We start from the raw sequence: 9,415 nt of genomic DNA on the forward strand, positions 1-9,415 counted from the left end.
ATTCTAATATACTTGTTGAGTCCTAGCTTGTAGAAATGGGATCTTATGAAGATTAACTGGTCATCGTTGTCTAGGATGTCGAAGCCAGCGCCAAGATCATGATATTCACTGTATTCGCGCAGGATCCTATTGCAGAATGAATGGATGGTGGAAACTTGCATCCTCTCAACGTCTAAACCCACACATTTTCTTAAACGATTTTTAAGTTCCTCGGCAGCTTTCTCAGTGAATGTTATGACAAGTATGCTCCCTGGGTCCACATTCTCCTTTTTTATAAGATAGGCCACTTTCTCGATGATTACACGGGTTTTACCCGTCCCTGGCCCGGCAACTATAAGCAGCGGACCTTCATCGTATTTAACGGCCTCTTTTTGGGTTTCTGTACATTCCTCCTGGGCATCGCATAATGATCTGGTCATCCTAAAATTTTTATTCTTTTTTTGTTTTTTCGCTTAATTTGATGTTAAGTTGTTCAAATGTTTCTTTTATGCGTTCATATTCTTCTTCTGGTATTTTACCATCTTCTACTTTTATTGAAATTTTTATGTTTGATTTGAGTTTATTGAAGAATTCTAGTAGGTGCCTTTTTATGTTTAATATGTAGTTTATGTCATCTAGTTCGACTTCGAAGTCCCATTGTATTTTGGTTATATTACCTTCTTCTATGATGGGTTTTTTGATGATTTCGCCTTCGATGAACTGTGGGGTGCTTGTTTCTGTGAATTTTCCGTCTTCTTGTATGCCAATTATGAGTTTTTTGTATTTTATGCCTTTTTGGATTGCTTTTGTGAGGGCTTCCTCCACCTCTTCTAGTTTATTTTCTTTGGCGTATTCGTTTAGTAGTTTTTTTGTGTGGATGTGTTCTTTTTCTTTTAGGTGTTGGAGGATTTCATTGAGGCTTATAACTAGTTTTTCTGGTTCTTTGATGATCTCGCCTTCGATGAGCTGTGGAGTTTCTGTTTCTGTGAATTTTCCGTCTTCTTCTATGCCTAAGATTATGGTGCCGTCTTCTATACATTCTTTTATAGCTTTTGTGAGGGTTTCTCTTGTCTCTTCTGGATCATAGCCTCTTTTAATGTATTCATCGAATATCTTCAGAGTATAAGTCGGCGCCCTTCTAATTATATCTTCAGGTTTTATCACGGGTTTTTTCTTACATTTTTCAGCTTTTATTATTATCTCCTTTTCTTGGAGCGTGACAGCACATTCTTCTTTAATGCATTTACATTCCGGACCATCTGGTCTTTCTATTCCTAGTCCGAATAGTCCTTCTTTGACCCCAGCTTTTATAGCATCTTTTAGGACCTTCTCATTGGTGATCCTTATCTCCCCGGGTGTTGTGTAGAATGTGTTTAATATTTTTCTGGTTTCCACATAGTCCTCCTTGTTAAGATATTTTAATTCTATGACGTTTGGGGCGATCTCGTCTGTTAGTTTATCCTCATCCTTCAACATGTCCTTTATCTCATAATCTATGGGCGTGTCGACTCCCGCTGTCCTCCCAAGGTCTATCTTTTCAAGTTCTCCCCTGCCTGGCACGTAAACATGACGGATAAAGATTCCTTGTCTTCTCCCTATCCTCACTTTTCAGATCCTCGATTTTATTTTTAACCCCTATTCTATCCTCCGCTGGGATCTCAAGGCCACTATCATCATAGATGTTTTCCCAGGCCACCTTGTCACGGACATGATCTTCGAAAATTCCACGCTCCTCAGGAGCAGGAACAAGGAATATAAGAGTATTCTTATAAACCCTAGGATTTTCACCTTTCATTTCAAGTATGCTGTTGCATTCATCTTTGTCCTTGCAAACTATGAGTTTCAGTTTTTTATTATCTGGTATGTCAGCGGGTGAACGAGGCCATATGTAACTTTCAAACAATTTTCTGCCTATGATCTGGCCTAGTATTCTCTTTTCTTCGCCTGTTATGATCTCTTTGGTCACATTTTCCTTTCTGGTAGTGTGTATTCTTATAAGGTTTGGCTTGTTTGAGAAATAGTATAGGCCGTCCCTTTTGTGCAGATAGAATAATCTTTCCCGCATCTTGTCTAATGTGTCGCTTATTATGGCCATGGGTATCTCTGTTTCTATACATGAGCGTTTTATCTCTTCGAGTGTTGCGCCGTTGCGTTCACCACCAGAGAATGAATAAAGGAATATTGTTGTGGCGATATGTGTGCCAAGCCTATAAGGTGCATATGATTTTAGGCTTGAATCAATAATCTTGGATCCTGAATCAGATCCTGTTATATCTGATGCAATAACACTATCATACTCGTTTCCAATGAATCTGATAAACTCCCTTTTTATATGATCATTAGACAAGTCAAAATCTGACAAGCGAATAAATGGTATACTCGAATCTCTAAGGGAGTTCACTACGAGTGATAGTAGCCTTAGAACTCCACGGGTCCTCTGGAAGTTTGGGAAAGACCCCCAACGCTCATACAAGACCTCAATAACCTCAGGCTGGAAGGGATAACTCTCCATGAAAATCCTGCGATAATCAGACACGTCCAAGCCTTCTGGTAGAAGATCCTCAGAATCCAGTTTCTCAACAATCTCCTCAACAATCCCTCGAACCTCGTCCTCATCCACGGATTTAAAGAGCCTCCTCCTAATAACAGCGTAGATCTCATCATCTGCTACAGGAGCATAAATTTTCTCGATTCTGCCAAGAACCTTACTAAGCTGCTGGAACAACTTCTCAGCATTCTCATCATAATGCTCCAAGACACTGGAAGGTAAAGTCACGACAAGAGAAGCCCTCTCAACTGACGAAACAGCCACAGAAAGCTCCTGCATGAAAGCAAGCAACTGAGAAGCCAGACTAGAATCCCCAACTTTTCTACCAGCAGCCTTAACAGCATATTCCAAGAGCTCATCAACAAGTATAAGGACAGGCTGACAATCAACAAGAACACTCTTTATCTTATCGACTCCAGGAGCTGTCTCAGAACCCAAAAGACTAACATCCCCTGTAAGTTGACGCTCCATCTCCTCCCAAAGGACAACCTCAGAAGCATCAAAAGCATCACCAGCAAGAACAACAACATTAGCATCCATGTCCCTAGCCATATGATAAAGTGCAATGAGAGCATGAGTTTTACCGCCACCAAATGGTGTCTGCAATTGTATAACAGGGTCCCCACCACGACCTTCAAGCCTAGCCCTCACAACATCCACTATATTCTCAAGACCCCTAGTCTGATAAGTCTTACTCTCAAATATCTGAGGATCCTGATATTCTGGAGGCGCATCCCCCTTATATACATTCCAAATATTCGCGGCGAAAACATCCAACTCCAAAGTATCCCTGAGCACGTCATCATGTGGCCTTGCAACCGATATAAAAGGTTTCATTTATCATCCCCCATTCTGTAAGCTTTTTCTGACTTTTATCATCCATTAGTTTTTTCCTTATTGAACCCCACTGGGAAGCTAAACCTTCAAGCCACTGCCTCTCCCTACAATTAGGCAAACACTCAATTATAGCCTGCATAACCCTATCAGTTTCAGGATTAAAGTAGCGGGCCAACTCTTGAACCTTATCATTCCTGCCCTGACTCCAATAGATACAAGCAAGATGTATAATATCAATAAGCTCATTAGACTTGCAATCTTCCGGTTTTCTCTCATCAGGACCAAAAACCTTCACTTTACCCCCTCTGATGCCAATAAAACCTTCATTTTCAAGGTTTAAACCCATACTACTTGCAAGTTTTCTGGCTTCGTCAAATTCAACACTCTGATTCCCATAATTCCACCTATAGAATATATAGAATCTGGTGGAAGGCGAAAGTTCCTCGGCAAAACCATCCTTCAGAATATTCTTAATAGCGAAATCCGCGGCAACACCTCTTATATCCTCAAGAATCCTGCCAGTAGATATAACATTACCGCTATAATCCATTATACGATCATAGCGGCCAAGCACCTCTAAACCAGCCCCTATAGCAGCAACAAAAAAGTCCGGGCCACTGACACCTTCATCCCAGAGTATAGTAAGCTTCTCCCCTAACTTCCTTTTAAGCTCAGCCTTAACCTCCTCATAAAAACCAGTCTCCTTCTTATAATCTGGCTTACGAGCCACAATATAAATCGAAGAGGCAAGGGCAGCGGACCTCTGAGCCCTCAAACGACCACGCATCTCTGTGGAAATAGGCCAAGAAGCCGTCACCACAAGACCAGAATCCATAAGAGAATTTATGACAGTCTCCCAACCATCCGTAGTCTTATGTGCATAAACAATATTAGCAATGCCACCAGGCTTAAGCACGCGATAAACCTCCTTGAAAGCCTGGCCGAGCATCTCCTCAAACCTCTCCTTCGCCTCTTCCATGGACCTATCATGAGTATAAGCTACCATCTCCTCCCTTTTAGGCGTTAAAGGCGTTAAGAAAAGATCAGGGTAAAGATCTCCGATGGCCCTCTTCAACCAAACATAAAAGAAATCTGAAAGATAAGAATATGGGACATTGTCATAGTATGGGGGGTCTGTGAAAACAGCGTCAAAATAGTTGTCAGGATATGGTAGTTTGGTCGCAGAACCTTGCACTGCCCTTGTCATCTTCACAGAGGGGATCTTGGAACAATTTTCGATAACACGCTCAATAGCACCAGTAGAAACAAGTCTACCATATAATGGATTCCTTTCACCATAATCCCAAACCACCGGTAAAGCTTGTCTAGAGAATACATGCTCATTGCGTTCTTGGTCTGGCCTCCATACTGAGAGTGATGAATTCCAGTCTGCTAGTTTGCTTAGTATAAATGATAAATATAATGTTATTGCTTTTGCATATTCTTTATCATAGCCTTTTTTTACCATTTTTTGGTGGGCTTTTTTGATTTTTTCGGTGAATGTTATGAGTGCGAGTTTTTGGCGGGCATTGAAAAGATCACCCCAACTATCAAGACCATAAACCCATGTATTAATAACTCCAAATTTAAATGGAACTCTTTTTATGGGTTCGTTTGGTATTGGATCTATTCCCCATTCTTCCATGAGCTTTTCCCTTTTTTCTTCAAGATATTTTTCTGCTTCCTTGAAAGTTTCCAAGTCTTTTTTTGTTGGGAGTCTGTATTGTTTTCCCCGCTTTTTTGGGTGTTTTGTGGCCACTGCTATTAGTCTTTCTTTGTTTTTTCCTTCCTGGAATAGTTTTCTTGTCTCTTTGGCTGGTATTGTTGTTCCGCAGGCTGGACATGTTACGATAGCCCTTGATATTGTCCCCTTGCTTGGGTCGAAATCTGGATTCTCTACTATCTGGAAGTCTATTTTGTCCTTTCTGGGGATTGGTTTGAGGGCTATCTTCCTATTTCCTTTTCTTGCTAGCCAGTATTGTCTCATGAGAGGGATTTCGACTTGGCAGTTTGGATTTTGGCATGGTAGCGTCCGGGCCCAGATATAGGCTACTGGGATGGATCCGTCCTTGTCTTTGGGGTAGAATTTTCCGATTTCTTTTTTTGTTTCTTCTAGGATCCATTTTCCCCATTTTTTCACGTCTTTGAGTAGGGGGTTTTGTGTTTCGGCCCATTCCTTGTTTTTTGGTTTTCCGTATTTTTGTGGGTATTCTAGGGTGCATTTTAGGATTAGGGTGGCGACTGGATTGTATTCTAGTGCGTGGGCTTCGCAGCCAAGCCTCAAGGCCTCGAGTGGTATGGCACCTCCACCAGCAAACGGGTCTAGGATCCTGGGCGGTTCGCCGTATTCTTTGAGGATGTGTTGGCGTGCTTTTTCTATTATCCGGTGGTTTTGTGTGTTTTCCCATTTGGATAGTTTTTCTATGAACTTTGATTTTCTCGCTTTTTCTAGTTCGTCTTTGGCTGGTGGGATTAGGCTGGCATAGATTGTTGTCCTGGAGCTTGCGAGTGGTCTGCGGGCCCACCATATATGCAAGGTTGATATGTGGCCGTGTCTGATATTTTTTTCTCGGGCTGATTCTTGGCTTACTTTTTGGATGGGGAATGTTTTTTCTATGAATTTTTTTTTGCATTATTATCCCTACTTTTGGGCTTGTTTTATCTGGTTGGATGATATTATGTATATTATTTCTTCTTTCTTTGTGGGGTTTAGTTTTTTTGCGGGGTTTTGTATTTTTATGAGTTTTGGTTTTGTTGTTGCGTTGTATATGATGTATAGCCAGTATTTGTCTTGGAATCTTTTTGCTTTTGTCCATTCGTTTTCTGTGAGTTGGATGTTTGTCTGGTTTTTTCGGCTTTTGACTTCTATGTAGCGTGTTTCATTTTGTGTTGTTGATTTTATGTCGTATCCGCGGTTTTGTTTTGATACGTCTTGGGGGTTTCTTCCTTGTTTTCTTTCGTGTTCCATGGCGAGTTCCATGCCGATTTTTTCGATGTTTGGGTCTTCTCCGGTTGGGTCTGCTCTTACGTGTATGACTCCTAGGAGTCTTGGCATGGATATTTTGAGCGTCTTTTCTTTCCTTATTTCATCTTCTAGTTCCTTTTTCTTTTCTTTGTAGTATTCTAGGCGTTTTTCCTCTTCTCTTAGTGGTAGTTCGACGTTTTCGCCGTTTTCGAGTCGTCTGTGGTATTTATATATTTTTTCTTGTGATAGGGTTATGAGGTATTCTATGGATCTTAGACCGTATTCTTTTTTTATTTTGGCTTTTCTTTTGCGGTCTTTTTCTATTTCTTTTTTGTAGTCTTTTAGTAGTTTTATGACGTGTTTTTCTATTTTTTCTTTGTCTGGTTGGGGTTTTATTTTTCTTTTTTCTGGTATGAGGTCCCATATGATGATGGGGTCGATTTCCTCGTATGTTTTTCCGTTGTCGTAGATGCCGAATATCTTTTTTCCTGCTGTTTCATTGTTTCCATCTGTTACTTCGCCTTGGAAGAACCATATGAGTCCATTGTATCTGCCTGTTGGGTCTTTGAATGTTGAGCCTCTGTGTAGGCTTTTCGCATACTTTTTTTCCACGTGTTCTAGTATGGCTTCGAATAGTGGGTGTCCATAGGATATGAATTCTATTTCTTCGTTTGCTTTTTCTTTTTTGAAGGTTACTTTGTATGTTCTTTTGAGTCCTTTGAGTTTGTGTGGTGTTTTTATCTTGTATGTGTCTCCTTTTTTTGTGTATTTCCATCCTTCCATTTGGAATACTTTCTGGAAGAATCCTTCTAGGTATTCTGGGACTAGTCTTTTTTCTTCAGCATCTTCTCTTATCCTTTTTATCTTTGCATAGTCGACTTTTGTTGCGAGTTGTTCTCCTAGAATGTTTTCTAATAATTTATCTGGGGGTTTGAATTCTTTTTCTATTTCTTTTTCTTCTAGGCTTCTCCTTTTTAATGATTCTTCTATGAGCTTGTATAGTTCCCTTTCTGTGTAGATCTCCCCTACCACATCATAGATTCTATCTCCCATGTCTTTGCGCATGTTATCCAGTTTCTCTAATAGTTTTAGGAGTATTTTGCCTTCTATCGTGTTTCTTGCGACTAGATTGTAGATTTGAACGTCCTTTTCTTGTTTGTATCTGTGTATTCGGCCCATTCTCTGTTCTAGTCTATTGGGGTTCCAGGGTATGTCATAGTTTACCATGAGGTGGCAGAATTGTAAGTTTATTCCTTCACCAGCGGCTTCTGTGGCTATCATTATCTGTTTGTTTTCTTTGAAGTCTTTTTCTGCTTGGATCCTTTCTTCCATGCTCATTTCACCGTGTATTGTGCAGGTTTTGTATCCCCATTCTTCAAGTTTTTCTTGGAGGTATTGTACTGTGTCCTTGGATTCGCTGAATATTAGAAGTTTCTCGTCTCCTATCTTGTCAAGTATCTTTTTGAGTTGTTCTAGTTTTGTTTCTCTCCCAGACTCCAAGATTTCCTTGGCCATTTCTATGAGCCTTTTAAGGGTTTTTATCTCTGTTTCTAGTTCTTCTCGGGTTTCTGATGGTGTTAATGATTCTATTTTCTTTTCTATCTCCCATCTTTTCCTTTCTTCCTCATCTTCATATTTGAACGAGTTTATCATGACCTCCTTGGCTTCCGAGCCTTTTAGAAGGTCTTCACATTTTCTTTTTCTTCTTTTCAGCGATTCTAGGAGGGCGTAGATGCTTGAGGCCATCCTCCGTTGCAGTAATAGTAGTGCGAACACGTAACTGTATGGGTTGTCCTTTGATAGGGCCCTGTTGTATTCCTTTCTCAGATACTTTGAGAGTTTGATGTAGAGTTCCATTTCTTCATCTGATAGGAGGAATTTGATGGTGGATGTTTTGCGTTCTTTGAAGATTGGTTTGCCGTCAAAGTCTCTGAGCTCTTCTTTCATCCTCCTTATAAAGAGTGGGTTGTCGTTTCTTCGTCTGGCTTCTTCTATTAGTTCCTCGTTCGCGAAAAATCCTGGTTTTAGGAGGTCTAGGAATAATCTGAAGCTTTCTTTGTCGCCATTGTGTGGGGTTGCAGTTAAAAATAGTAGGTGATCTGAATTTTTCGATAAGAGTTCTCCCAGCCTGTATCTTTTTGTCTTTCTTATATTGTCTCCTGAGCGTCTTGCAGACATTTTATGGGCTTCATCAACTACTACAAGATCCCATCTGATGCCTGATAATGTTCTCATAACATCTTCTTGTTTGGCGAAATCCATAGATGTTATATATTGTTGGCCGGTCCTCCATGGATTTTCACTCTGATAGGAATTCATGTAGGCCCGGTCCAAGATTATGAAATTTTCCTGAAACTTTTCTTTCATTTCTCGCAGCCATTGTCTCGTAAGGTGTCCGGGGGTCACTATTAGGACCTTCTTGGCGATTCCTCTGAGTTTCAGTTCTTTTATGATGAGCCCTGCCATTATGGTTTTACCCGCCCCGGGGTCGTCGGCTATCATGAAACGTAAATGTGGCATTTTAAGGGCATGTAGGTAGACTGCGTCTAACTGGAATGGTAGAGGGTCGATGAGGGATGTGTTCATGGCAAGTAGAGGGTCGAAGGTTGAGGCGTTCATGTATCGGTATGCTTCAAGGGCGAGGAAAAATTCGTATCCTGAAGCTGAAAAATCAAGAATATAAGATTTAGGATTTAATTCTTTGAGTTCATCTGATGATAATATATTTTCCTCATGCTTCCTTGAATTGACTAGGACGCCTACGATGTAGTATGAATCTTCATCGATCTTCTCTATACTCTTTATTTCCAAAGGTTCTGGCCAAAAGGGAGCCTCTACAATTGAACCCTCCTCTATCAACAACATCCACCTTCAAATTTTTGTTCATAGATCTAGGATAATATTAGGATGAAGAAGAGTGATTCTATTGTGAAGTGCAAAGCCCTGTGATATAACCATCCATGTTCAACTCCTGTGATTTGATGATATACATCTACTATTAGGTGTATTAGGGCTGCTAGTAATCCTATCTCAACTGATAGGAAGACTATTGAGAGTATTATGAAATGGAATAATGCCTCCAGGCC

The 9,415-nt window shown here is 40.4% G+C and carries 5 protein-coding genes; all 5 read right to left on the bottom strand.

What is annotated here, in order from left to right; translation table 11 throughout:
• The coding region (locus tag H5T41_10170) for a UvrD-helicase domain-containing protein (GenBank protein MBC7109128.1) at positions 1-419 on the bottom strand (419 nt) is incomplete at its 3' end.
• A 10-nt stretch (positions 420-429) separates the two neighbouring features.
• Complete coding sequence (locus H5T41_10175) at positions 430-1,584, bottom strand: hypothetical protein (protein ID MBC7109129.1); 1,155 nt, start codon at positions 1,582-1,584, stop codon at positions 430-432.
• Positions 1,517-3,364 (bottom strand): ATP-binding protein, encoded by a 1,848-nt coding sequence (locus tag H5T41_10180; GenBank protein MBC7109130.1) that lies wholly within the window; start codon positions 3,362-3,364, stop codon positions 1,517-1,519. The genes H5T41_10175 and H5T41_10180 overlap by 68 nt, the downstream gene beginning before the upstream one ends.
• Positions 3,330-5,981 carry a DUF1156 domain-containing protein gene (locus H5T41_10185; protein MBC7109131.1) on the bottom strand — a complete coding sequence of 884 codons (2,652 nt, stop codon included), beginning with the start codon at positions 5,979-5,981 and terminating at the stop codon, positions 3,330-3,332. Before H5T41_10185 ends, H5T41_10180 begins: the two co-directional genes overlap by 35 nt.
• A 24-nt stretch (positions 5,982-6,005) precedes the next feature.
• Positions 6,006-9,188, bottom strand: coding sequence for a DUF3883 domain-containing protein (locus H5T41_10190; GenBank protein MBC7109132.1), 3,183 nt, complete (start codon positions 9,186-9,188; stop codon positions 6,006-6,008).
• Between the last annotated feature and the right edge of the window lie 227 nt (positions 9,189-9,415).

The organism is Methanomassiliicoccales archaeon (assembly GCA_014361295.1).
Classification (GTDB): domain Archaea; phylum Thermoplasmatota; class Thermoplasmata; order Methanomassiliicoccales; family JACIVX01; genus JACIVX01.